Below are 23,921 nucleotides of genomic sequence, written 5' to 3'. Positions count from 1 at the left end.
TCGGATAGCGTATGAGCGCACCGGAGGGGCCTTCGCGGGCCCCTCCGTGACGTGTCGTCGGGAAAGTTCGTGAAGTTCTTCACAAGGAATTCCGTCCCCGAGATCCATGAAACGGTCCCGGTTGGGCCTTCCGAGGGTCCAACAGCCCCTTGAACATGTTCAGAATCGTGGTATGGAGGGGGTCCCGGAGGTTCTCGCGGAGGGGTGTTTCGGAGGACTCACTGCACCTCCGAAGGCCCAGAGAGGCAGCTCACGCGGCATTGACAACGGGTCGTAACGGACCCGGCCCGAGGGCCCGCGCCATGACCTTGGTCACGTGGGTCGCGGAGGATAACACACACCCTGTCGGAGCTTGTGAAGGGGCGCACGAGCTACCCCCCTGAGGCGGGTGGATACTCGATGCCATGAGCACCACGGAGCGTCCCAGGATCCTCGTAGTAGGCGGTGGGTACGTAGGCCTGTACGCAGCTCGGCGCATCCTCAAGAAGATGCGCTACGGCGAGGCGACCGTCACGGTCGTCGACCCCCGGTCGTACATGACCTACCAGCCCTTCCTCCCCGAAACCGCAGCCGGCAACATCTCCCCGCGCCACGTCGTCGTCCCGTTGCGACGCGTGCTGCCGAAGGCGGAGGTCCTCACCGGCCGCGTCACCACCATCGACCAGGACCGCAAGGTGGCCACGATCTCCCCGCTGGTCGGTGAGGCGTACGAGCTGCCCTTCGACTACCTGGTGATCGCGCTCGGCGCGGTCTCCCGCACCTTCCCGATCCCCGGCCTCGCCGAACAGGGCATCGGTATGAAGGGCATCGAGGAGGCCATCGGCCTGCGCAACCACGTGCTGGAGCAGCTCGACAAGGCCGACTCCACCACGGACGAGGAGATCCGCCGCAAGGCCCTCACCTTCGTCTTCATCGGCGGCGGCTTCGCCGGTGCGGAGACCATCGGTGAGGTCGAGGACATGGCCCGCGACGCGGCCAAGTACTACAAGAACGTGTCCCGCGAGGACATGCGCTTCATCCTCGTCGACGCCGCCGACAAGATCCTTCCCGAGGTCGGCCCCAAGCTGGGCGCCTACGGCAAGGAGCACCTGGAGAGCCGCGGCGTGGAGATCTACCTCTCCACCTCGATGGACTCCTGCGTCGACGGCCACGTGGTGCTGAAGAACGGCCTCGAGGTCGACTCCAACACCATCGTGTGGACCGCCGGTGTGAAGCCCAACCCGGCGCTGGCCCGCTACGGCCTGCCCCTCGGCCCCCGCGGCCACGTGGACTGCGAGCCGACCCTCCAGGTCAAGGGCACCGACTACATCTGGGCCGCCGGCGACAACGCCCAGGTTCCGGACCTCGCCGGCCGCAAGGCGGGCAACGAGAACGCCTGGTGCCCGCCGAACGCCCAGCACGCCCTGCGTCAGGCCAAGGTCCTCGGCGACAACGTGATCTCCGGTATGCGGGGCTTCCCGCAGAAGGACTACAGCCACGCCAACAAGGGTGCGGTGGCCGGTCTCGGCCTCCACAAGGGCGTCGCGATGATCGTCATGGGCAAGATGAAGATCAAGCTCAAGGGCCGTCTCGCCTGGTACATGCACCGTGGCTACCACGGCATGGCGATGCCGACCTTCAACCGCAAGATCCGCGTCTTCGCCGACTGGACCCTCGGCATGTTCCTCAAGCGCGAGGTCGTCTCCCTGGGCGCCATGGAGAACCCGCGCGAGGAGTTCTACGAGGCCGCCAAGCCCGTGCCCGCGGCGGCGAAGCAGGAGAAGACCGAGGCCAAGGCCTCCTGACCGGACCCCGGTCGCCGAACGAACCGAAGGACCTCCCGCCATCCGTGGTGCGGGAGGTCCTTCGGCGTTCCGACTCCGAATGGGCGACCCAGGTAGATGGTCCCTGCACCTTTTTGCATATTCGTGACGCCCGCGGGGGACTGCACACTCGCCCGGGTTTTGTTTACGTGGTGCTGGGCATTCCGGGATCGCCTGTCACGGAGGTGTGCGCCATGGCCGACGCCGCGTCGCGGCTGAAGAGCCTCGTCGAACAGTTGCTGGGAGCGCCGTTGCCGGTGCGCATCCGCGCCTGGGACGGTTCGCAGGCGGGGCCGCCGGACGCGCCCGCCCTGGTCGTGCGCAACCGCCGCGCCGTGCGCCGCCTGCTGTGGAAGCCCGGGGAACTGGGGCTCGCGCGGGCCTGGGTCGCCGGGGACCTCGACATCGAGGGGGACCTGTACGCCGCCCTCGACCTCATGGCGGAGCTGGTGTGGGAGCGCGGGGAGGACGCCCGGAGCCTGCTGCAGATGCTGCGGGATCCCGAGGTCCGGGCCGCCGCACGCGGCCTCGTGAAGGTCGCCGGCCTGCCGCTGCCGCCCGCGCCGCCCCGCGAGGAGGTCCGCAGGGTCCGCCACCTGCACACCAAGCGCACCGACAAGCGCGCCATCAGCCACCACTACGACGTCGGCAACGACTTCTACGAGATCGTCCTCGGCCCGTCGATGGTCTACTCGTGCGCCTACTGGCCCTCCCCGGACGCCACCCTGGAACAGGCCCAGCACGACAAGCTCGAACTCGTCTGCCGCAAGCTCGGTCTGACGGAGGGGCAGCGGCTCCTCGACGTCGGCTGCGGCTGGGGCTCCATGGCCATCCACGCGGCGCGCGAGCACGGCGTGAGCGTCGTCGGCATCACCCTCTCCCACGAACAGGCGGCCTACGCCCGCAAGCGCGTCGCCGGCGAGGGGCTGACCGACCGGGTGGAGATCCGGGTGCAGGACTACCGGGACGTCGCCGACGGGCCGTACGACGTCATCTCCTCGATCGGGATGGCCGAACACGTGGGCGCGGACCGGTACCTGGAGTACGCCGAGAACCTGCACCGGCTGCTGCGGCCGGGGGGACGGCTGCTCAACCACCAGATCGCCCGCCGGCCGCAGCGCGACGAGTCGGCGTACGACGTCGACGAGTTCATCGACGCGTACGTCTTCCCCGACGGCGAACTCGCGCCCCTCGGCACGACCGTCACCCAGCTCGAACGGGCCGGGTTCGAGGTGCGCGACGTCGAGTCCCTGCGCGAGCACTACGGGCTCACCCTGCGCCGGTGGGTGGCCAACCTGGAGGCCCAGTGGCCGCGCGCGATGCGGCTGGCCGGGCCGGGCCGGGCCAGAGTGTGGCGGCTGTACATGGCCGCCTGCGCCCTCGCCTTCGAGCACAACCGCATCGGCGTCAACCAGGTCCTGGCCGTACGGACGCCGGAGGACGGCGCGTCGGGGATGCCGCTGCGGGCCCGGACCTGGGGCGCGGAACCCTCGTAGAAGCGCCCTGGCAGTACGTACGAGGGGCCCCGTCCGAACACCCGGACGGGGCCCCTCGTGTCGTACCGCTACTCCGACTTGATCGCCGTCAGCATGTTCAGGCGGGCCGCGCGCCGGGCCGGCCACAGGGCCGCCAGGATGCCGACCGTCGCCGCGAGCAGGAGGAAGACAGCCATCCTCGCCCAGGGCAGGACCAGTTCGTACGTCGCCATCTTCGTGCCGAGCAACTGGCCGGCCGCCCAGCCGAAGAAGACGCCCAGGCCGATGCCGAGCACGCCGCCGAACAGGGAGATGACCAGGGACTCCAGGCGCACCATGCGCTTGATGCCCTTGCGGTCGAGGCCGATCGCGCGGAGCATGCCGATCTCCTGCGAGCGTTCGAAGACCGACATGGCCAGGGTGTTGATGACGCCGAGGACGGCCACGATCACCGCCATGGCCAGCAGGCCGTAGAGCATGTTCAGCATCAGCGTGAACATCTGCGCGATGTCGTTCGACAGGTCCTGCTTGCTCTGGACCTTGATGGCCGGGTTGGTGCCGAGCGCCTTCTCCAGCTTGTCCTTCGTGGCGCTCGACGCCCCGTCGGCCGTCCGGACCAGGACCTGCATGTCGCCCGGGTCGGTCATGTGCGGGGTGACGACGGCCTTGTCGAGCAGGATGCCCCTGATCAGCTCGTTGCCCTCGTAGACCCCGGAGACGGTCAGGCGGGAGGACCTGCCGTCCTCGTAGTGCGCGGTGAAGGCCGAACCCGCCTTCCAGCCGTGCGACTCGGCGGTGTCCTTGTCGACGACGACCCGCGTGCCGCCCACCTTGAAGGTGCCCTGGTCGACCTTGAGGTCGGTCAGCTCGCCGATCGCGGCGCCGTTCACCCCGGTCAGGGACTCACCCGTGCCGTCGATGCGGGAGTAGACGTTGCGCAGCGGGCTGGTGGCGGTGACCCCGTCGGTCGTGTTCAGTTTCCGGTCGACGTCGGGCGAGAGGTAGTTGCCGTTGGCCATGGAGACCACGTAGTCGGCCCTGATCGCGGAGGACGCCATCTTGTCGATCGACTTCTGCAGACTGCCCGCCATCACCGTCATGCCGGTGATCAGGGTGAGCCCGATCATCAGCGCGGAGGCGGTGGCCGCGGTGCGGCGCGGGTTGCGCACCGAGTTCTGGCGGGCCAGCTTGCCCGCGACGCCGAAGATCCGCAGGACCGGCGAGGCGGCCGCGATCAGCGGGCGCGACAGCAGCGGCGTGAGGATGAAGACGCCGATGATCAGCAGGACCGCGCCGAGGCCCATCGGGGCCTGACCGTCCGAGCCGTCCATCGTCGTGGCGGCCAGGACCACCGCGACGCCCGCGGCGCTGAACAGCGCTCCCAGCGTGTTGCGCAGCACCAGCGACTTGGTCGTCGCCTGGGCGTGGATGCTGCTCATCGCGGCGACCGGCGGGATCTTCGCGGCCCGGCGGCCGGGCAGCCAGGCCGCCAGCATGGTGATGACGATGCCGACCGCGAGGGCGCTCGCGACCGTGCCCGGCGTGATGATCAGCGGCCCGTCCGGGACGGTGGCGCCGAGGGTGCCCATGAGCGAGCGCAGGCCGGCGCCGATGCCGATGCCGGCGACCAGGCCCGTGACGCCCGCGACCGTGCCGACCACGAACGCCTCGATCAGCACCGACCGGGTGACCTGGCGGCGCGAGGCGCCGACCGCGCGCATCAGCGCGAGTTCCCGGGTGCGCTGGGCGACCAGCATGGTGAAGGTGTTGGCGATGATGAACGTGCCGACGAAGAGCGCGATGCCCGCGAAGACCAGCAGGCCCTGCTTCAGCCCGCTCATCGAGGAGGAGATCTGCTCGGCCTGGTCGTCGGCGAGCTTCTGGCCGGTGGTGGTCTCCACCCGCTCGGTGCCCAGCGCCTTGTCCAGGCCGGCCTTCAGCGCGGTCTGGGAGGTGCCGGCGGCGGCCTGCACGTCGATCTCGTCGTACGTGCCCGGCTTGCCGAACAGCTTCTGGGCGGTGGCCGTGTCGAACAGGGCGAGGCTGCCGCCGGCGGCGACGTTGCCGTCGTCGGTGGTGAAGACGCCGCTGATCGTCGGGGTGAGGACCGGGCCGTCGACGGAGAGGCGGACCGTGTCGCCGACCTTGTACCCGGCGCGTTCGGCCGTCTTGGCGTCGATGGCGACCTGGTTCGCGCCGTGCGGCGCGCTGCCGGACTTCAGCGGGTACCGGGCGTCCTTGTCGCCCCAGTAGTTCCCGCCCTGCGACTGGAAGCCGCGGCCGATGAGCTTGCCGTGCTTGTCGGCGATGGCGGTGAAGCCGTTCACGACGCCGACCGCGGAGGCCGCGCCCGGCACCTTCGCGCTCCGGTCGAGCATGGCCTGGGTCAGCTCGGGCGTCTTGCTGATCGTGTTGCCCGTGTCCGCCTGGGACTTGGCGGACACGGCGACGTCGACCCGGTCGAAGCCCTTGGCCGAACTGTTCTGGTAGGCGTCGGAGATGGTGTTGGTGAAGACCAGGGTCCCGGAGACGAACGCGACGCCGAGCATCACGGCGAGCACGGTCATCAGCAGCCTGGCCTTGTGCGCAAGCACGTTGCGCAGGGCGGTGCGGAACATCAGCTGGTACGGCCCTTCGCGTCGAACTGCTTCATGAAGTCCAGGACGGACTCCGCGGTGGGGTCGTACATGTGGTCGACGATCCGTCCGTCCGCGAGGAAGACCACCCGGTCCGCGTACGCGGCCGCCACCGGGTCGTGGGTCACCATCACGACCGTCTGCCCCAGTTCCCGAACGGAGTTGCGCAGGAAGCCCAGGACCTCGGCGCCGGAGCGGGAGTCGAGGTTTCCGGTCGGCTCGTCGCCGAAGATGATGTCCGGCTTGGAGGCGAGGGCGCGGGCGACGGCGACGCGCTGCTGCTGGCCGCCGGAGAGCTGGGAGGGGCGGTGGCCCAGCCGGTCGCGCAGGCCCACCATCTGAATGACCGTCTCCAGCCACTGCTTGTCCGGCTTGCGGCCCGCGATGTCCATCGGAAGGGTGATGTTCTCCAGGGCCGTGAGCGTCGGCAGCAGGTTGAACGCCTGGAAGATGAAGCCGATCTTGTCCCGGCGCAACTTGGTGAGCTGCTTGTCCTTGAGCGAGCCCAGCTCGGTCTCGCCGATGCGCACGGACCCCGAGGAGAAGGTGTCGAGGCCGGCCACGCAGTGCATCAGCGTGGACTTGCCCGACCCGGAGGGGCCCATGATCGCGGTGAACTCGGCCTGCCGGAAGTCCACGGAGACGCGGTCCAGGGCGACCACCTGGGTCTCGCCCTGTCCGTAGATCTTCGAAAGATCCGTGGCGCGTGCGGCCACGGTCGCGGTGGACCGGTCGGCGACGGGTGTGGTGGTCACGGGAAGGGACTCCTCGCGGGACGACGTCTGGAAGGGACGTGTTCCATCGTGGTCGCCGTACGGGCCCGTGTAGTCAGTCGCAGTCCCGGTTCCTGGGGGCGACTCGGGTCTGACCCGGTGCCGCGGTGTCATACCTGGGGATGACGGGAATCCCTGATGGCCGGGTCGGGGCAAGCGCTTCCTCGGGCCGACGTCGAGAACCGGTGGAGCACCCTCGTTCGGGCGGTGAAATTCCGTCATTCCGCATGCGCGGGCGAGCGTCGCACGCAAGGCTATTGGCAAGTGCGGATGGCGTGTACCAGGTGCTGATGCACCCTCAGACGTCAATAAAATAAGACAACATCGGTCCGCGGTTCGGCTGTTCGGGGGAGGCATCCCGATAGGCTCGGAACCTCGACGCGGAGCCCATGGCCTGCCCGGATGGTGGAATGCAGACACGGCGAGCTTAAACCTCGCTGCCCCTTCGCGGGCGTGCCGGTTCAAGTCCGGCTCCGGGCACTACCGCGCCCACGGGACGAAGCGTTCCGTGGCCGGCCGTCACCCTTCGTGCACGGCACGGCCTTCGCGCACGGCTCGTCGTTCGTACAAGGCTCAACCTTCGTACGGGACTCAACCGTCGTACGCGGCTCAGCCTTCGTACACGGTGAGGACGGCGCCGTCGACCTCTATCCGGCGGCCGGGGCGCAGCCCGCCGCGCAGTTTCTCCAGACAGCTGTGGAACAGTTCCAGTTCCTCGGCGTCCAGGATCGCGGCGGCCAGGTCGACGAGTTCGGCCACCGCTCCTTCCGTGAGTACCTCGGGCAGTTCGCCCGAGAGCAGGACGACCGATTGGCCGGCGGGTCCGCGGACCACGGCCGTGGCCGGTCCGCCATGCACGAACAACACACTTCCCCCCAGGGGCCCGGCGTGGTCGTGGGGCGGCTCACGCTTCTCGGGCAGGACGAGAGACTAGCGGGGGATCTCTGTGCTTTCGGGCGAGTTGAATTCTTTTTCCGAGTTGACGGAAGTCGGTGCGTACGGGGGCCGTACGGTGCCGGTCCGTGCTCGCCGGATGGTGCAAGTCGGCTCGGGCGGCCGTCACTTCTCCGGTGCGCGGGGGGCCGAGCGGTCCAGCAGTGACTCCACGAGGGCGGTCACGTGCCGGCGGTCGTCGGCCGACAGCTTCTGGACGCTGGCGATGAGCAGGTCGACCTCGGGGTCGGTGGCGGCGGTCTCCGGGTCGCCGTCGCCCGGGCTGCCGTAGACGTGGATGCCGCAGGCCTCGGCGGCGGCGCGGCGCACGGTGTCCAACGGAAGTTCCAGCCCCTTGGACAGCCCCTCCAGGGTGGCCGACTGGGGCATGCGGACGACGCGGTCGGCGGTGGCGAGGTGGTGGACGGTGGAGCGCGGGATGCCGCCGCGGCGTGCGACATCGCCGTAGGACCAGCCCTTGCGGTCGAGGCGGTCACGGATCAACTGCTGCAGTGCGTTGGCCACGGGTGGGTCACTTCCTGCTGGCTGTGTCGGCTGGACCGTCCATGTCGGGGCCGATTCTACGGTCGTCTCCCGGGGTCGCCGAAAGGGTGATTCCCCGAACGGGTTGCGCAACGGCCCCGCGAGGCCCTAGTGTCCAATCTCGTTGGACAGCCCGTCCGACCAGATTGGACAGAGTCCGGGGGGAACCTGACGCTGTCTGATCGGAAGTGCCCATCCCTGAGGGGGAATTGATCATGATGGACGCCCACGAGCTTGAGGCCGAGTCCGCGGAGCTGCTGCCGGGTCGCGAGGCCCTGGGTCGGCTGAAGTTCAGCTTCGGCAAGACGGTCAACGTCACCAAGCACGTCGCCCACATCTCGGCGCACAACGAGTCCGCGGCCCTGAACGACCACTCCTCGTGGTCCGTGGCCGACTCCGGTGCCGCCCAGAACATCATCGTCCAGCAGTAACGCTCGCGCTCCACCTCACAACCAACCCGAGAACACCGAAAGGACAACCATCATGAGCATGGACATGCGCGAGCTGGACACCGAGAGCGCGGAGCTGCTGCCGGGCCGTGAGGCCCTGGGTCGGCTGAAGTTCAGCTTCGGCAAGACGGTCAACGTCACCAAGCACGTCGCCCACATCTCGGCGCACAACGAGTCCGCGGCCCTGAACGACCACTCCTCGTGGTCGGACGCCGAGTCGCAGGCCACGCAGAACATCACCGTCCAGCAGTAGCGGCACCCGCTACCGAGGCGGCCAGGGGGCGGACCGTGAGCACCTGACGGCCCGGTCCGCCCCCACGGCGCGTTCCGGGGGGAGCCCGCCGCGCTTCCGGGGGGAAGCGGCGGGTCCGGGGGAGGCGCCGAGGACTCTGGGGGGAGACCACACATGACAGTGCTCGGCAATGGTCCGACGGCGCTGTACGACACCGGGCCGGTGCCCGGACCCGGCGGCTGGCCGGTGACCTACGAACAGGTCGCGACGGGCAAGCTGCCCGTCGTCGAACAGCCGCCGGAACCGGCCCCGCGCCTGAGCGCGGGGCTGCAACTGCACGGTGAGTACCAGGGATCGGGCTTCACCGACCCCAAGTACATCGCCCGTCGGGGGGACGGGCAGGTCGTGCAGCTGTCCCGGCTGCTGTACCTGGTGGCGTCGAGCATCGACGGCGTCCGCGACGCCGAGACGATCGCCCACCGGGTCAGCGCGCGGTTCGGCCGCGAGGTCAGCGGCGACAACGTCCGCTACCTGGTGGAGAACAAGCTCCAGCCGCTCGGCGTGACGGTGCCGGCCGGCCAGGAGGACGACGAGGTCGACGCCCCGCGCTCCGACCTGCTGCTCGCCCTCAAGGGCCACCGGGTCATCTTCGACGAGAAGCGATCGGCGCGGATCGCCGCGGCCTTCGCCTGGCTGCACCGGCCGGCCGTCGTCGTGGCCGTCCTGCTGTCGGCGGTGGCCATGGACGTGTGGCTGTTCGGCTTCTTCGGGGCGATCGAGCCGGTCCTGCAGGTCCTCGACCAGCCGGTACTGATCCTCCTCGTCTTCGTGCTGACCGTGGCCTCGCTCGTCTTCCACGAGTTCGGCCATGCCTCCGCCTGCAAGTACGGCGGTGCCCGGCCCGGCTGCATCGGCTGCGGGCTGTTCCTCATCTGGCCGTCGATGTACACCGACGTGACGGACGTCTACCGGATCGGGCGGGGCGGGCGCATCCGCACCGACCTGGGCGGGGTGTACTTCAACGTCGTCTTCATGCTCGCCATGGCCGCGGCGTACTTCGCGACCGGGATGCAGTTCTTCCTGGCCGCGGTGTACCTCGGGCACTTCGAGATCCTCGAGCAGCTGATGCCGGCCGTCCGGCTGGACGGCTACTACATCCTGGGCGACCTCGCCGGGGTGCCGGACCTCTACGGCAAGATCAAACCGATCCTGCTGAGCCTGCTGCCGGGCGCGAAGGGGAGGGCGGCCCGCGAGGAGGTCGCGGGGCTGAAGAAGTCGGCCCGGCGCATCGTCGCCACGTGGGTGCTGACGATGGTGCCGCTGATCGTCGGCGAGCTGGGGTACGCGCTGTGGAACCTGCCGCGCATCCTGGCCACGATGACGCGGTCGCTGACCGAGCAGATCATCGGTACGGGGGCCGCGTTCGGGGACGGGCGGATCGCCGAGGGGTTCGTCGGGGTGATCGGCTGCGTCATGCTGCTGTGCCCCATGGCGGGTGTCGTCTATCTGTCCGTGAAGCTGAGCGGCCGGCTCTTCCGCGCCGCGAAGCGCTCCACGGCCGGCCGGCCCCGCCTGCGGATCGTGGTCTGCGCGCTCGCGCTGGCCGGGCTCACCGGGCTCAGCTACGCGTGGGTGTCCGGGATGACCCCGAAGCCGCTGCCCAAGCAGCCGCCGATCGCGCCCATCCTGCAGCCGGGCGTGTCCACGGAGCCTCCGGGCCCCCAGGACGCCTCGACGCCGGGCGAGAGCGGAACGCGCGGCTCCTCCGGCACCGGCGCCTCACTGTCGCCGTCGGCGTCGCCCGGCGCGTCCGGACTGCACGGCAGTCCTTCGCCGGGAGCGTCGGGGAGCGCGTCCGCCGCGGCCTCGGCCTCGCCGTCGGCCTCGAAGTCGGCCCGGCCGGGCGGGAGCTCGTCGTCGTCCAGGACGGACGGCCCGGTGACCGGGCCGACCCCGACGTCCTCCGTTCCGGGCGGCGGCCCGTCCGGTCCGCAGCCGTCGCCGACCCCCTCGGAGAGCGTGCCTCCCTCACCCACCGAGGCCCCCTCTACGCCACCGGCCAGCGCGTCACCGGCGGCGACCTGAGGTTCGCCTCCGTGGCCAAGGCGGGGTGGACGTCCCCGCCCGGCCACGGCGGCGAAACCACCGGCACGACCGTTCCGGGCGGGGGCACGCGCGGCCCGGGACCAGGTGTCGTCAGGCGGTTCCGGGCGGGGGGCGCGCGGTGCGTCGGGTGGTCGGGCCGGGGGGCCCGTACGGCGGTTCGGTGCGGTGGCCAGGGGACGGGCCGCCGCACCGGCCTCCACGGCGTGGCCCGGTATTCCTCCCGTCGCAAGCCTTCCTCGGCACCGCTTCCGTCTCACACAGTCCGTACCCGATCCATCCAGCGAGGAGATCAGTTCCTTGAGCAGTCATCGAAAAGCACGACCAGTCAGCAACCCGTTGACCCGCCGGGCCCTCGGCATAGGCCTGTTCGCCGCCGGCGTCGCCGGTGCCGCGACGGCCGTGCCGGCGCAGGCCGCGAGCGGGGTGACGCATGCCGCCGTCGTCTCGGACCACGTCTTCAGCCACGTCGACCGGGCGCACCACACGCAGGCCCGCGACTCCTTCACCATCCGTCAGTTCGGCACGGTGAACGCCGCCAGCGCGCGCAACCAGGCCAACGCCGTCTCGGCCGGCTGCTCGGCCGACGACGCCTGCCGTTCGGTGGCGCTGTCCTTCCAGATCGTCACCGTCGCGGGAGAGCACGCGCACCTGCGGGCCGTGAACATCAGTGACGCCGCCAACAAGGAGTGCACCGGCTGCCAGACGCTGGCCGGCGCCTACCAGTTCGTCGTCTCCACGCCCCGGCCCCTCAGCCTGGACGCCGCGGCCCAGGGCAAGCTGGCCGACATCCACCGCCGACTGGACGCGCTGACCAGGTCCTCCGTCTCCGCGGCCGACCTGAAGAAGCAGGCCGACGGTCTGGCCGCGGAGGTCAACGCGGTCCTGAAGGACGCCGTGGCCAGTGCCCCGAAGGGCGACGTGCAGCCCGACGTCACCCTCCACCGGCACCTGGACGGCTGGCCGCCGGCCGCCTGATCCGTCGGACTCCGACCGCCGTGCCGACCCCCAGAGGTGCGGCGGTCGGCCATTGACATCGAGTGTCCGCGGGCGCAGACTCACGTCCAGAATTCGGGTGAACAAAATTTCACTGGACGAACTCAACCCTCTTCAGACGAACCCGCGGCTACTCGAAGGGAACGCCCGATGCGTACCACCGTCGGCATCATCGGAGCCGGCCCCGCCGGCCTCCTCCTCGCCCGGCTGCTCCACAACGCCGGCATCGACTCGGTCGTCCTGGAGAGCCACGACCGCGCCTACGTCGAGCAGCGCCAGCGCGCCGGAATCCTGGAGCAGGGCACGGTGGACGTGCTGCGGGCGGCCGGCGCCGGGGAGCGGATGGACCGGGAAGGGCTCCGGCACGACGGCATCGAGCTGCGGTACGACAGCAAGCGCCACCGCGTCGACTTCCCCGCCCTCACCGGCGGCCGGTCGGTGATGGTCTACGCCCAGACCGAGGTGTGCAAGGACCTCATCGCCCTCCAGCTCAAGGAGGGCGGCCCGCTGCTGTTCGAGGCGGAGGCGCTGGCCGTCGAGGGCGCGGACACCGACAGCCCGTGCGTCCGCTTCCGGCACGAGGAACGGGAGGAGGTGCTGGAGTGCGAGTACGTCGTCGGCTGCGACGGATTCTGGGGGGTGGCCAGGAAGGCGATCCCCGCCGAGCTGGTCCGGGTGTTCGAGCGCACGTACCCCTTCGGCTGGCTCGGTGTCCTCGCCGACGTGCCGCCCTCCCACGACGAGCTCGTCTACGCCCGCCACGACCGCGGCTTCGCCCTGCTGTCCATGCGCTCCCCGTCCGTGTCCCGGCTCTACCTCCAGGTCCCCGAGGGCACGGACGCCGGGGACTGGACCGACGAGGAGATCTGGGACGAGCTGGAGCGGCGCTTCCAGACCGAGGACGGGTGGCGCCTGGAGCGCGGGCCGATCACCCAGAAGTCGGTGACGCCGATGCGGTCCTACGTCCACGAGCCCATGCGCCACGGCCGCCTCTTCCTGGCCGGCGACGCCGCCCACATCGTCCCGCCGACCGGCGCCAAGGGGCTCAACCTGGCCGTCGGCGACGTCGTGACCTTCGCGCGGGCGCTGTCGTACCGGACGGAGACCGGATCGGACGCGCTGCTCGAGGCCTACTCCGAGACCTGCCTGCGCCGCGTCTGGCAGGCCGAGCGGTTCTCGTACGACATGACGACGATGCTCCACCCGGCCCCCGATGCCGCGCCCTTCGACGACCGCCTCCAGCTCGCCCGTCTGGACCGGATCGCGACCTCCCGGGCCGCCGAGACCGACCTGGCCGAGGGGTACACCGGCTTTCCTCTGGACGACGGCCGTGTGAGCCCCTCCGGTGAGGGGAATCACGGACCCGCGTAGCGTGTTGCGCAGCATGGCGGGGGAAAGATCCTCCCCAAGCACTAGAGGCATTTCTTTGCCTACCTATTACTCTTGAGCCAAGGCCGCGACGCGTGGCCATGGAGGAGTGAAATGAGGAGCAGAAACCCGGTCTTCTCGCGACGGGGGTTCAGCCGCGACAACGGCTACGCGGGCTTCAACACCGCGCCGCAGGCCGGGGGACCCGCTGTCGGCACGCAGGCCGACCCGTACGGACAGCAGTACGGCAACCCCTATGCGCAGAACCCCTACGCCCAGCAGGACCTGCAGCAGGGCGCCCCGCCCCAGGCCCCGGCCACCACCGGCCGGATGACCATGGACGACGTCGTCCTGCGCACCGCGTCCACCCTCGGCACCCTGATCGTCACGGCCGCGCTGGCCTGGGCGCTGCTGCCGGTCGACGACGCCCACATCAACCGCTCGTACGGTGTCGCCTTCGTCGCGATGATCGTCGGCATGGTGCTGGCGTTCGTGCAGTCCTTCAAGCGCACGGCCTCGCCGGCGCTGATCCTGTCCTACGCCGCGTTCGAGGGTGTCTTCCTCGGCGTGCTGTCGAGCGTCGTGGACAACCGCATCGCGAGCGGCGCGGCCATGCAGGCCGTGATCGGCACGATGGCGGTGTTCGCCGGTGTGCTGGTGGCGTACAAGGCGGGCTGGATCCGCGTCAACCGCCGCTTCTACGGCTTCGTGATGGCGGCCGCGCTCGGCTTCGTGCTGCTGATGATGGTGAACCTGCTGTTCGCGGTCTTCGGCGGCGGTGACGGACTCGGCTTCCGCAGCGGCCCGCTCGGCATCTTCTTCGGCATCGTCGGCATCATCCTCGGCGCGTGCTTCCTCGCCCTGGACTTCAAGCAGGTCGAGGACGGCATCGCCTACGGCGCGCCGAAGAACGAGGCGTGGCTGGCTGCCTTCGGGCTCACGCTGACGCTGGTGTGGATCTACATGGAGTTCCTGCGGATCATCGCGATCCTCAACAGCAACGACTAGCCTGCGACGGTCGTACGGCAAAGGGCCCCGGGTCGCCTGACCGGGGCCCTTCGTCATGTCGTGGTGCGCGCCTAGAGCAGTTTGCGCGCTGCCCTCCTCAGGTCGTATTCGTGGACGATCGCCTTCGCGTGGCCGTACGCGAGGTTGTGCTCGTGGCGGAGCCAGCTGACCTTTTCCTCGAAGCGGAAGAGGGCGGGGCCTTCTTCGACGGTGCGCAGCCAGTCGGATACTTCACGACCGGTGCAGTGGGGGATACGGGCGAGCATGTTGCGGTGGGTCTCCTCGGAGAGGACGTGGGACATCGGCGCCTCCGGACGCAAAGGGGATGTAAGCCGGTCCTTCAGGTCACGGTGCCTGAGCGTTCGCCTGTTGGCAACAGTCCGGAGGTCCCGCGTACGCTCCTTCTGTGGTTGATACGACGCCCTTGACACGTGCCGTGGATCATTTCGCCGACCGGTTGAGGGCCGCGCCGCAGAGCCGGCTCCAGCGCGGGGCCGCCGCCGAGGCGCTGGAACTGGCCAGGGAGTTGGCCCGTCGGACGCAGGCCGTGGAGGAGCCGGGCACCCCGCTGAGGGAGATGCCGGACGCGGGGATGTTCGCGGCCGCGGACCAAATCACCGTCGCCGCACACGACTTGGCCCTCGTCCTTCAGGACGAGGGCCAGGTGGAAGAGGCCGTGGAGCTCGTGGCGCACGCCCAGCAGCGGGCCGGCGTCTGATCGCTACAGGGACGCTATGACCCGGTCCGCGAGGATGTAGACGTTCTCCTCGCCGCACGCGAACGTCAGCGTGTACGCGCCCGAGATGCCCGAGCCGCCCAGCAGGACCGGGGTCTCGCCGGCGCGCAGGGCCGCCGCCAGGCGTTCGGCCGTCTCGCGGTGGCCCGGGGTCATGCACAGCGTGGTGCCGTCGGCGAAGACGTAGACGTCGAGGGTGCCGAGGGGGCCGGGGCGGACGTCGGCCAGTTCGACGCGGGACGCGGCGAGTTCCTCCAGGGTGGCCACCGTGCGCTCATGGTCGTTCACCACGGGCGACTGGACCGGGACGAAGTCCGGGTGGGAGGGGTGGCGGCGCCGGGCCGCGGCCAGTTCGGGGGAGTCGGCGGCGAACTCGTCGCCGTCCGTGGACGGCTCGGTCACCGACTCCAGCGGCTCCAGGCCCACGAAGTCGCTCTGCCGGGGCAGGAACAGCTCGCTGTCCGGCAGGCCCAGCAGAGAGGGGGCGTCGGAGACGTCACGGGCCTCCTGGGCGGCCCAGAAGGCGCGGGCCTCGGCCAGTTCGCGCTCCCGCTCCTCGGCGAGCGCCTCGGCGACGGCGGCGCGTATCTCGTCGGCCTCGGTGGAGAGGCGGGCCGCCGGCACGAGACCGTGCGGGACGCGCTGTTCGGCGAGCTGGGTGTGCAGGGCGGCGACCTCACGGCGCAGCACCATGAGGGTGCGCAGGACGGCGACGCCCACGGCGCCCGTGGCGGCCGTGATGAGCAGCAAGGCGATCGGCATGGCGCTCACTGACGTACTCCCGGTTCAAAGTCGACCCCCGACTTCCTACATCAGCTTGAAGGGCGGACTAACCAGCTGTCAGTGCGTAACGTCACGAATCGGACAGGACTTTGGGCCCGTGGTCCCCACCGTGACGGCGCTGACCTGCGTGGATCTCTCCGGTTAGGGAGATAGGTCACATCCTGGGGGAGATTGGATCACAAAACGGCCCGAAGTCCAGGGGTGTCCCGGACTCCGGGCCAGAGGCTCACGAGGTGTGCCCCGGTGGTTACGGAGGGCTCAGCTCAGGCGCTCGATGACCATCGCCATGCCCTGGCCGCCGCCGACGCACATGGTCTCCAGGCCGAACTGCTTGTCGTGGAACTGGAGGGAGTTGATCAGCGTGCCGGTGATGCGGGCGCCGGTCATGCCGAAGGGGTGTCCGACGGCGATGGCGCCGCCGTTGACGTTCAGCTTCTCCAGCGGGATGCCGAGTTCGCGGTAGGAGGGGATCACCTGGGCGGCGAACGCCTCGTTGATCTCGACCAGGTCGATGTCGCCGATGGTCAGGCCGGCGCGGCTCAGGGCCTGCTTGCTCGCCTCGACCGGGCCGAGGCCCATGATCTCGGGGGAGAGGCCGGAGACGCCGGTCGACACGATGCGGGCGAGCGGGGTGAGGCCGAGCTCGCGGGCCTTGGTGTCGCTCATGATGACGACCGCGGCGGCGCCGTCGTTCAGCGGGCAGCAGTTGCCGGCGGTGACCAGGCCGTCGGGGCGGAAGACGGGCTTGAGGCCGGCGACGCCCTCCAGGGTGACGCCGGCCCGCGGGCCGTCGTCCTTGGAGACGACCGTGCCGTCGGGGAGGGTCACCGGGGTGATCTCGCGCTCCCAGAAGCCGTTCTTGATGGCTTCCTCGGCGAGGTTCTGCGAGCGGACGCCGAACTCGTCCATGTCCTGGCGGGTGACGCCCTTGAGGCGGGCCAGGTTCTCGGCGGTCTGCCCCATCGCGATGTAGGGGTCGGGGACCAGGCCGTCCTCGCGCGGGTCGTGCCAGGTGGTGTTCTCCTGCGCGGCGACCTCGGCGGTGCGGGCCTCGGCCTCGGCGAAGAGCGGGTTGTGCGTGTCGGGGAGGCTGTCGGAGTTCCCCTTCACGTACCGGGAGACCATCTCGACGCCGGCAGAGATGAAGACGTCGCCCTCACCGGCCTTGATGGCGTGCAGGGCCATGCGGGAGGTCTGCAGGGAGGAGGAGCAGTACCGGGTGATGGTGCAGCCCGGCAGGTGGTCCATGCCCATCTGCACGGCGACGATACGGCCGAGGTTGTTGCCCTGCTCGCCGCCGGGCAGACCGCAGCCGAGCATCAGGTCCTCGATGTCCTTCGGGTCCAGCTCCGGGACCTTGGCGAGGGCGGCCTGGATGATCGTGGCGGCGAGGTCGTCGGGGCGCAGGTCTTTCAGGGAGCCCTTGAAGGCGCGGCCGATGGGGGAGCGGGCGGTCGAGACGATCACGGCTTCGGGCATCACGGCTCCAGATGGAAAGGGGTGGCGCGTAGCGCCTCGTTGAGGGGCGGTGGTCGGGTGACGGGCGGGCGTACGTACGTGCGTGGGCAGGGCTGGTTGGGAAGTTACCCGTACGTATGGGCGGGGTCACGCGTGCGACGGTGTGACCCTGACCGCAATTTTCTAAGCGCTTGCTTGGGCCTCCGGCGGTGGGGCGGGTATCGGTGCGGGTGGGTGGGGGTGCGCGCCCCTGGGGGCTGCGCCCCCAGACCCCCCGTCGGCCCTCCGGGCCTCGTCCTCAAACGCCGGACGGGCTGGATGTGCGGGGCTCGGCCTCCAAGCCGGACGGGCTGGGGTGCAGGCCCCGCGTCCACGGCCCCCCGTCGGCCCTGCGGGCCTTGTCCTCAAACGCCGGACGGGCTGGATGTGCGGGGTTCGGCCCGAGACGCCGAGCGGGATGGGGGTGCGTGGCTCGGCCCGAGACGCCGAGCGGGCTGGGGGTGCGGGCCTCGGCCCCCGACCCCGAGCCTGCTGGGGTGCGGGGCTCGGCCTCCAACGCCGAACGGGCAGCTGGGGGTGCGGGGCTCGGCCTCCAACGCCGGACGGACAGGCTGGGGGCGCGAGCCCCGGCCTCCAACGCCGGACGGGCCGCTGGAGGCGCGGGCCCCGGCCTCAGACCCCGAGCGCTTCAGACTCCGGAAGGGCTGGACGGGGTCGGTGTGGGTTCTGACGGGGTTGGTTCTGGGACCCGGCGCCTGCGCCTGCGTTTCAGGAGGGCCCAGGGGCCGCGGGGGCCCGTCGGCATTGCTGCCGTGACCTCCGTGCCGGCCTCGGACGCCGCCTCGGCTGCCGCCCGTGCCACCGGCAGGAAGCCCTCGCGTCGTGCCGCGTCCGGGCGGTCCTCGTCCGCCGGCCACAGGGCCAGGGCGGCGCAGACCGTCGGGAGGACGGCCATGGCCGCCGTCGCGTAGCCCTCCGCCGAGGGGTGGTAGTTGTCGGGGCCGAACAGCTCGCGCGGGTTGGCCTCGAACTCCGGGCCCAGCAGGTCGCCCAGGGAGACCGTGCGGCCGCCCTGCTCGACCACGCCGATCGTCTGGGCCGCCGCCAGCTGACGGGAGGCCCGGCGGGCCAGCCAGCGCAGCGGCTGCTGGACCGGCTCGATCGTGCCGAGGTCGGGGCAGGTGCCGACCACCACCTCCGCGCCCGCCGTGCGCAGCCGGCGGACCGCCGCCGCCAGATGGCGGACGGAGCGGGTCGGCGGCATCCGGTGCGTGACGTCGTTCGCCCCGATCATGATCACGCAGACGTCCGGCATCCGGGCGGGGTTCGCCAGCACCAGGGCCACCTGGCGGTCCAGGTCGTCGGACGTGGCCCCCGGCAGGGCCACGTTGTGCAGCTCCACCGGCCGCTCCGCCACCGCCGACAGACCGGAGGCCAGCAGCGCGCCCGGTGTCTGGCCCGCCCGGTGCACGCCCTGGCCCGCGGCCGTGGAGTCACCGAGCATCGTCAGGCGCAGGGGAGGTTCGTCGGGAACGGTGTACGCCGTGCCGTACAGGCCGTCCGCCACCGGCACCCGGCCGCTGCCGCCATTGCCCACATGGCGCTTCGCCAGCTGCACCTCCGCCAGCAGCAGCCCGACGGTGGCCGCGCCGGCCAGCCCGATCCCGCCGCCGCCGTACGCGGCGCCGGCCGCGATCCGCCGGGCCACCCGTGCCCTCGACATGCTCGTCATGCGTCGCCGCCACCTCCTCTTAGCCGTACAAACACTCCTTGCCCCGTACAGACGGTGCGCCAATCTCAACGGGGAGTGAACGACCGTCGTGGACGGTCCACAGGTCATAGGCTGGCCGCACCACCAGGACCACTTCTTTTGCAAGCGACCGGAGACAACGGTGCGATTCCACGACTCGATGATCAGCCTCGTCGGCAACACCCCGCTGCTGAGGCTCAACAGCGTTACCAAGGGCATCAGGGCTACCGTTCTGGCCAAGGTCGAGTACTTCAACCCCGGCGGCTCGGTCAAGGACCGCATCGCCCTGCGCATGATCGAGGCGGCCGAGCAGAGCGGGGAGCTGAAGCCGGGCGGCACGATCGTGGAGCCCACCAGCGGCAACACCGGGGTGGGACTGGCCATCGTGGCCCAGCAGAAGGGCTACAAGTGCATCTTCGTCTGCCCCGACAAGGTGAGCACTGACAAGATCAACGTGCTGCGCGCGTACGGCGCCGAGGTCGTCGTCTGCCCGACCGCCGTGGACCCCGAGCACCCGGACTCCTACTACAACGTCTCCGACCGCCTGGTGCGCGAGACGCCCGGCGCGTGGAAGCCGGACCAGTACTCCAACCCCAACAACCCCCTCTCGCACTACCACTCCACCGGCCCCGAGCTGTGGGAGCAGACGGAGGGGAAGATCACCCATTTCGTCGCGGGCGTGGGGACCGGCGGCACCATCTCCGGGACCGGCCGGTACCTGAAGGACGTCAGCGACGGCAGGGTCCAGGTGATCGGCGCCGACCCCGAGGGGTCCGTGTACTCCGGCGGGTCCGGGCGGCCGTACCTGGTGGAGGGCGTGGGCGAGGACTTCTGGCCCACCGCCTATGACCGGACCGTCGCCGACGAGATCGTCGCCGTGTCGGACAAGGACTCCTTCCAGATGACCCGGCGGCTGGCCAAGGAGGAGGGGCTGCTGGTCGGCGGCTCCTGCGGCATGGCGGTCGTGGCCGCGCTGCGGGTCGCCGAGCGGCTCACCGAGGACGACGTCGTGGTCGTCCTGCTGCCGGACAGCGGCCGCGGCTACCTCAGCAAGATCTTCAACGACGAGTGGATGGCCGACTACGGCTTCCTGGAGGACGAGGGCCCCAGCGCCCGCGTCGGCGACGTCCTCAACGACAAGGAGCACGGCGCCATCCCGTCCCTCGTCCACATGCACCCCGACGAGACCGTCGGCCAGGCCATCGAGGTGCTGCGCGAGTACGGCGTCTCGCAGATGCCGATCGTGAAGCCGGGCGCCGGCCACCCGGACGTGATGGCCGCCGAGGTCGTCGGCTCGGTCGTCGAGCGGGAGCTGCTGGACGCCCTGTTCACCCAGCGGGCCTCGCTGGAGGACCCGCTGGAGAAGCACATGTCCGCCCCGCTGCCTCAGGTCGGCTCCGGCGAGCCGGTCGCCGACCTGATGTCCGTGCTCGGCGCCGCCGATGCCGCCATCGTCCTCGTCGAGGGCAAGCCGACCGGCGTGGTCAGCCGGCAGGACCTGCTGGCCTTCCTCGCCAAGGGCGGGAAGTGACGGCGAACGTCCGGTGAACGGCCGGTGCCGGCGCGGGTCTTGCGGTGATCGTCCGAGATCGCGGACTTCGCGGAAGTGGTACGAGCGTGTCACGTCCACGCAGCACACGCTTAACACGCGTCCGGCACATTGGTGGATGTCGGCAGGGCGGGAGCGGCTCCCCGCCCAGGCCGGCACCGAACGTCCAAGGACCTCCGGAGCGGCTCCCGGACCTCCATGGACGCCGGACGCGAGGCCCGGCCTGACCCGGTCAGCGTCCTTCGCGGGGACCGCCGTCGTCCCGCCCCCCGGCAACGGGGGTGCGGCGGTCCCCGCGCATCATCTTTCTACGCGCGTGCGCTCGCCCAACTGCCCAGCAGCGCCAGCCTCTCCGCCGTCTCCGAGCCCGGCTCGGGCGTGTAGACGACGAGCGTCTGGTCCGGGTCCGTGGGGATCGTCAGCGTCTCGTACGGCAGGGTCAGCAGGCCCGCGACCGGGTGCCGTATCCGCTTCACGCCGTACGCGCACTCCTTGACCTGGTGGTCGGCCCACAGGCGGCGGAAGTCCTCGCTCTTGACGGAGAGTTCTCCGACCAGCGCGCACAGCCCGGGGTCGTCGGCGTACCGGCCCGCGCAGATCCGCAGGTTGGCGACGGTCTGGGCGGCCACCGCGGACCACTCCGGGTACAGCTCGCGGCTCACCGGGTCCAGGAACACCTGCCGGGGCATGCTGCGCCCGGCCGCCGTCATACGGCTGAAGCCGCTCAGCGCGTCGGCGAGCGCGTTCCAGGCCAGTACGTCCATGGCGGGCCCGAGGACGAACGCCGGGGCGTGCGCCATGCCGTCGAGCAGCGCCCGGATGCCGGGGCGGACCCGGGACGCGGCCCGCCGCTCGCGCTTCTTGTGCGGCCGGGCCACCTCGTACAGATAGGCGTGCTCCTCCTCGTCCAGCCGCAGCACCCGCGAGACGGCGTCCAGCACCGCGTCCGACACGCTCGGCCCGCGCCCCTGCTCCAGCCGGATGTAGTAGTCCACGCTCACTCCGGCGAGCTGCGCCACCTCCTCGCGGCGCAGGCCCGGCACGCGGCGCCGGCCGTAGGAGGCCAACCCCACCTCCTCGGGCTGTATGCGGGCACGGCGCGAGCGCAGGAAGTCTCCGAGGTCCCCGTTCATGGGTTCGATCGTAGGGGAGGGGCGGGATTCCAGCCTGGTTCTGGCAGACCCAGGAAAAGCGCATCCCTGGGTAGGACCGGCCCGGCGGCGCACGGTGGTTGTCGCCGCCGGGCACGCCGGCGGCCCGATCGCACAGGGAGTGCACCATGTCGTACGAGAACCTGGCCGGCCGTACCGCCGTCGTCACCGGGGCCGCGAGCGGGATCGGCGAGGCCGTCGCCGTGCTGCTGGCCGCGCAGGGCGCCAGGGTCGCGCTGCTGGCCCGGCGCCGGGAGCGGCTGGACGCCGTCGTGGAGAAGATCCGGGCGGACGGCGGGAAGGCCCTCGCCGTCGCCGCCGACGTGACCGACGACGGCTCGGTGGACGCGGCCGTGGAGCGGATCCACGCGGAGTACGGAGCCGTCGACCTGGTCGTGAACGCGGCGGGCGTGATGCTGCCCAACCCCGTGGACGACGGACGCATCGACGAGTGGCAGCGGATGATCGACACGAACGTCACCGGGGTGCTGCGGATGATCCGCGCCTTCACCGGGGACCTGCTCGCCGCCGCCGCGGCGGGGCGCGCCGCGGACCTGGTGAACATCTCGTCGGTCGGCGCGCACCTCACCTTCCCCACCTACGCCGTGTACGGGGCGACCAAGGCCGCGCTGACGCACCTCTCGCAGACCCTGCGCACCGAGTTCGGGCCGCGCGACGTCCGGGTCACCAACATCGAGCCGGGACTGACGCGGACCGAGCTCGCCTCGCACATCGAGAAGGACACGCTGCGGGAGTTCGTGGAAGGGATGGCGGACACGATGGGCAGCCTGTCCTCGGAGGAGGTCGCCGACGTCGTGGCGTACGTCAGCAGCCGTCCCCGGCACGTCAACCTGCGGCAGATCATGGTGCTGCCGACCCGGCAGGCGTGAGGTTCAGTCCTCCCAGTGGTCGCCGTCCTTGTCCCGCCGGCGCCGCCCGCCGAACAGGCTCGGGTTGGCGCGCGCCGCCTGGAAGGCGTTGACGCCGACGATGCCGGCCCAGGTGACGAACAGCCCGGGCAGGTGGGCGATGCCGCCGCCGATCGCGGACAGCGGGATCGCCAGGACCATCGAGACCATGCCGAAGCCGAAGCGCTCGCCCCAGGAGTCGGTCGGCTTCGGCCCGCGGGTGCCGCGGGCCACCACCATCTGCTGCTCGGCCATCTGCCGGCGCACCCGCCGCTCGACCGCCCCGTCGATGCGCTGGTCGACCTTCTCCAGGAACGAGTCGACCAGTGCGGACTCGTACTCCTCGCCCAGCTCCCTGCGCGCCTGCAGCGTGGCGTTGAGTTCCTTCTTGAGCTCCGCGTCCCGCGCGTCCATCGCCGTCTCCGTCCCCATGCCTGTCATGGAAACCCACGGTAGGCAGCCGCGGCGCCCCCCGCACTGGGGATAGCCCCCCTGTCCGGACCGGGGTTCGCCGGGCGGGACGGCCCCACCGATCTTGCGAGGGGACGCCTGATCGGGAACGCTGTGCCTGCATAGGGCCATGCAGCATTCCTAGAATCTGAATATGGCGTGTCCGGGTGAGGGGAGTGGGGCGTGACGCACACCGGCCTGGTCGTCCTCGACGGCATCGGACTCGGCGTCGAGGATGTGGTCCGCCTCGCCGACGGCTCCGCGCGTCCGGTGCCCGGGACCGACGCCATGAAGCGGGTCACCGAGTCCTGGGACGCGGCCCGCCGGATCGCCGCGACGGGACGCGTCTACGGCCGCTCCACCGGCGTCGGCGCCAACCGCAACGAGCCCGTGCCGACCGAGGCGGCCGCCGGGCACGGGCTGCGGCTGCTGCGCAGCCACGCGGGCGCCATCGGGGACGAGCTCCCGGCCCGGCAGGTCCGGGCCATGCTCGCCGTACGCGCCAACCAGCTGCTGGCGGGCGGAGCCGGACTGCGGCCCACGGTGGTGACGGCCCTCTGCGAGGCGCTGGCGAACGGGGCGCATCCGGTCGTCAACGAGTTCGGGTCGGTCGGTACGGGGGACATCGCCGCCCTGGCCCAGGTGGGGCTGGCGCTGGCGGGGGAGCATCCCTGGCGGCCGGCCGGGGACGGCTCCGGCGCCCCCGCGGCCCAGCCCCTCGACAACAACGATGCGTTGGCCTTCATCAGCAGCAACGCCCTCACCCTCGGCCAGTCCGCGCTGGCCCTGCACGAACTGCGCGCCCTGGTGGAGGCCAC

The 23,921-nt window shown here is 70.8% G+C and carries 22 protein-coding genes and 1 tRNA gene; 13 read left to right on the top strand and 10 right to left on the bottom strand.

Annotation, left to right across the window (positions count from 1 at the left end):
* The first annotated feature begins 404 nt into the window (after positions 1-404).
* Both ACIGDI_RS24110 and ACIGDI_RS24105 read left to right on the top strand, forming a co-directional pair.
* On the top strand, positions 405-1,784 hold the full coding sequence (locus ACIGDI_RS24110) for an NAD(P)/FAD-dependent oxidoreductase (RefSeq protein WP_200704318.1): 1,380 nt from the start codon (positions 405-407) through the stop codon (positions 1,782-1,784).
* 212 nt (positions 1,785-1,996) lie between these two features.
* Positions 1,997-3,298 (top strand): class I SAM-dependent methyltransferase, encoded by a 1,302-nt coding sequence (locus ACIGDI_RS24105; protein ID WP_399900094.1) that lies wholly within the window; start codon positions 1,997-1,999, stop codon positions 3,296-3,298.
* 68 nt (positions 3,299-3,366) lie between these two features.
* Here the strand turns inward: ACIGDI_RS24105 and ACIGDI_RS24100 are convergent, their stop codons facing one another.
* Positions 3,367-5,895, bottom strand: coding sequence for an ABC transporter permease (locus ACIGDI_RS24100; RefSeq protein ID WP_399900091.1), 2,529 nt, complete (start codon positions 5,893-5,895; stop codon positions 3,367-3,369).
* Entirely contained in the window at positions 5,895-6,668 is a 774-nt protein-coding gene (locus tag ACIGDI_RS24095) for an ABC transporter ATP-binding protein (protein WP_399900088.1), read from the bottom strand. The genes ACIGDI_RS24100 and ACIGDI_RS24095 overlap by 1 nt, the downstream gene beginning before the upstream one ends.
* Positions 6,669-7,082: 414 nt before the next feature.
* Between ACIGDI_RS24095 and ACIGDI_RS24090 the strand changes: the two genes are divergently transcribed.
* Positions 7,083-7,166, top strand: a tRNA-Leu gene (locus ACIGDI_RS24090).
* A gap of 129 nt (positions 7,167-7,295) precedes the next feature.
* On the opposite strand, the gene ACIGDI_RS24085 is transcribed toward ACIGDI_RS24090, so the two are convergent.
* Both ACIGDI_RS24085 and ACIGDI_RS24080 read right to left on the bottom strand, forming a co-directional pair.
* Entirely contained in the window at positions 7,296-7,544 is a 249-nt protein-coding gene (locus ACIGDI_RS24085) for a hypothetical protein (protein WP_239015294.1), read from the bottom strand.
* A 201-nt stretch (positions 7,545-7,745) separates the two neighbouring features.
* Positions 7,746-8,144 (bottom strand): helix-turn-helix transcriptional regulator, encoded by a 399-nt coding sequence (locus ACIGDI_RS24080; protein WP_351475498.1) that lies wholly within the window; start codon positions 8,142-8,144, stop codon positions 7,746-7,748.
* 233 nt (positions 8,145-8,377) lie between these two features.
* Here ACIGDI_RS24080 and ACIGDI_RS24075 point away from each other — a divergent pair, with 233 nt between their 5' ends.
* The 6 genes from ACIGDI_RS24075 (at position 8,378) to ACIGDI_RS24050 (ending at position 14,318) form a co-directional block, all read left to right on the top strand.
* A complete protein-coding gene (locus ACIGDI_RS24075) occupies positions 8,378-8,593 on the top strand; it encodes a hypothetical protein (RefSeq protein WP_174267357.1) in 216 nt (71 codons plus the stop codon).
* Positions 8,594-8,645: 52 nt separating this feature from the next.
* On the top strand, positions 8,646-8,864 hold the full coding sequence (locus ACIGDI_RS24070) for a hypothetical protein (RefSeq protein WP_058924895.1): 219 nt from the start codon (positions 8,646-8,648) through the stop codon (positions 8,862-8,864).
* Positions 8,865-9,017: 153 nt separating this feature from the next.
* Positions 9,018-10,928 (top strand): hypothetical protein, encoded by a 1,911-nt coding sequence (locus ACIGDI_RS24065; protein ID WP_399900083.1) that lies wholly within the window; start codon positions 9,018-9,020, stop codon positions 10,926-10,928.
* 318 nt (positions 10,929-11,246) lie between these two features.
* Positions 11,247-11,924, top strand: a complete 678-nt coding sequence (locus ACIGDI_RS24060) for a hypothetical protein (RefSeq protein WP_399900080.1) — start codon at positions 11,247-11,249, stop codon at positions 11,922-11,924.
* A gap of 168 nt (positions 11,925-12,092) precedes the next feature.
* Positions 12,093-13,313: a 4-hydroxybenzoate 3-monooxygenase gene (locus ACIGDI_RS24055; RefSeq protein WP_399900078.1), complete on the top strand. Its 1,221-nt coding sequence runs from the start codon at positions 12,093-12,095 to the stop codon at positions 13,311-13,313.
* Positions 13,314-13,424: 111 nt separating this feature from the next.
* Entirely contained in the window at positions 13,425-14,318 is an 894-nt protein-coding gene (locus ACIGDI_RS24050) for a Bax inhibitor-1/YccA family protein (RefSeq protein ID WP_399900075.1), read from the top strand.
* Between the two features lie 71 nt (positions 14,319-14,389).
* Here ACIGDI_RS24050 and ACIGDI_RS24045 read toward each other — a convergent pair whose 3' ends face one another.
* Entirely contained in the window at positions 14,390-14,620 is a 231-nt protein-coding gene (locus tag ACIGDI_RS24045; protein ID WP_058924900.1) for a DUF4287 domain-containing protein, read from the bottom strand.
* A gap of 104 nt (positions 14,621-14,724) precedes the next feature.
* On the opposite strand from ACIGDI_RS24045, the gene ACIGDI_RS24040 reads away from it, so the two are divergent.
* Positions 14,725-15,036 carry a hypothetical protein gene (locus tag ACIGDI_RS24040; protein WP_200705764.1) on the top strand — a complete coding sequence of 104 codons (312 nt, stop codon included), beginning with the start codon at positions 14,725-14,727 and terminating at the stop codon, positions 15,034-15,036.
* A gap of 3 nt (positions 15,037-15,039) precedes the next feature.
* Here ACIGDI_RS24040 and ACIGDI_RS24035 read toward each other — a convergent pair whose 3' ends face one another.
* The 3 genes from ACIGDI_RS24035 to ACIGDI_RS24025 form a co-directional block, all read right to left on the bottom strand.
* Positions 15,040-15,816, bottom strand: coding sequence for a hypothetical protein (locus ACIGDI_RS24035; RefSeq protein ID WP_399901144.1), 777 nt, complete (start codon positions 15,814-15,816; stop codon positions 15,040-15,042).
* Positions 15,817-16,095: 279 nt separating this feature from the next.
* A complete protein-coding gene (locus tag ACIGDI_RS24030) occupies positions 16,096-17,316 on the bottom strand; it encodes an acetyl-CoA C-acetyltransferase (RefSeq protein ID WP_399900072.1) in 1,221 nt (406 codons plus the stop codon).
* Positions 17,317-17,983: 667 nt separating this feature from the next.
* A complete protein-coding gene (locus ACIGDI_RS24025; RefSeq protein ID WP_399900069.1) occupies positions 17,984-19,027 on the bottom strand; it encodes an SGNH/GDSL hydrolase family protein in 1,044 nt (347 codons plus the stop codon).
* A 160-nt stretch (positions 19,028-19,187) separates the two neighbouring features.
* Between ACIGDI_RS24025 and ACIGDI_RS24020 the strand changes: the two genes are divergently transcribed.
* Positions 19,188-20,576: a cystathionine beta-synthase gene (locus ACIGDI_RS24020; protein WP_058924904.1), complete on the top strand. Its 1,389-nt coding sequence runs from the start codon at positions 19,188-19,190 to the stop codon at positions 20,574-20,576.
* Positions 20,577-20,902: 326 nt separating this feature from the next.
* On the opposite strand, the gene ACIGDI_RS24015 is transcribed toward ACIGDI_RS24020, so the two are convergent.
* Complete coding sequence (locus ACIGDI_RS24015; protein ID WP_399900065.1) at positions 20,903-21,727, bottom strand: helix-turn-helix transcriptional regulator; 825 nt, start codon at positions 21,725-21,727, stop codon at positions 20,903-20,905.
* A gap of 146 nt (positions 21,728-21,873) precedes the next feature.
* Here ACIGDI_RS24015 and ACIGDI_RS24010 point away from each other — a divergent pair, with 146 nt between their 5' ends.
* Positions 21,874-22,635, top strand: a complete 762-nt coding sequence (locus ACIGDI_RS24010) for an SDR family oxidoreductase (RefSeq protein WP_399900062.1) — start codon at positions 21,874-21,876, stop codon at positions 22,633-22,635.
* Positions 22,636-22,638: 3 nt separating this feature from the next.
* Here ACIGDI_RS24010 and ACIGDI_RS24005 read toward each other — a convergent pair whose 3' ends face one another.
* Positions 22,639-23,067 carry a hypothetical protein gene (locus ACIGDI_RS24005; protein WP_399901141.1) on the bottom strand — a complete coding sequence of 143 codons (429 nt, stop codon included), beginning with the start codon at positions 23,065-23,067 and terminating at the stop codon, positions 22,639-22,641.
* A gap of 219 nt (positions 23,068-23,286) precedes the next feature.
* Here ACIGDI_RS24005 and ACIGDI_RS24000 point away from each other — a divergent pair.
* Positions 23,287-23,921 (top strand): aromatic amino acid lyase (locus ACIGDI_RS24000; protein WP_399900059.1); only part of this gene is annotated, 635 nt, incomplete at its 3' end.

Source organism: Streptomyces sp. NPDC085900 (assembly GCF_044540925.1).
Taxonomy (GTDB): domain Bacteria; phylum Actinomycetota; class Actinomycetes; order Streptomycetales; family Streptomycetaceae; genus Streptomyces; species Streptomyces gilvifuscus.
The sequence above is the reverse complement of the archived record's forward strand: the minus strand, read 5'-3'. Positions and strand labels throughout refer to the sequence as shown.